Origin of the sequence: Pseudomonas sp. SIMBA_041, assembly GCF_046535095.1 — a bacterium.
Taxonomy (GTDB): Bacteria; Pseudomonadota; Gammaproteobacteria; order Pseudomonadales; family Pseudomonadaceae; genus Aquipseudomonas; species Aquipseudomonas mucoides.
In genome coordinates this window covers 1-268 of the sequence record NZ_JAWRXJ010000371.1, presented here as the reverse complement: position 1 = coordinate 268, position 268 = coordinate 1, and the positions used below count along the sequence as shown (strand labels likewise).

The window sequence follows — 268 nt, the reverse complement described above, 5'->3', positions numbered from 1 at the left end:
CTATGACTATGGCAACGGCAGCTCACGTGAGCGCCTGGCACTGGTCAGCTCGCTGTTTACCCAATGGCTGGGCATGCCCCACGAAGCATTGAGCGCGCTCTGGGCTCGACTGCACGCGGCCGAAGCGGCTGGGCTGGACGTCAGCGCCATACGCCAACACCTGACCGCGCCGCCACTGGATGCCGAGCAGGCCGAGGCGAAGCCGCTACTGGCATTGTTCGCGGCACGCCAGGACAACGGCATGACGCAAGCGCCGGCAAGCGACCAG

At 66.4% G+C, this 268-nt stretch carries 1 pseudogene; it reads left to right on the top strand.

From position 1 onward, the window contains the following. Window positions 1–268: pseudogene (locus SB725_RS31530) on the top strand (ABC transporter substrate-binding protein); the annotation flags it as partial.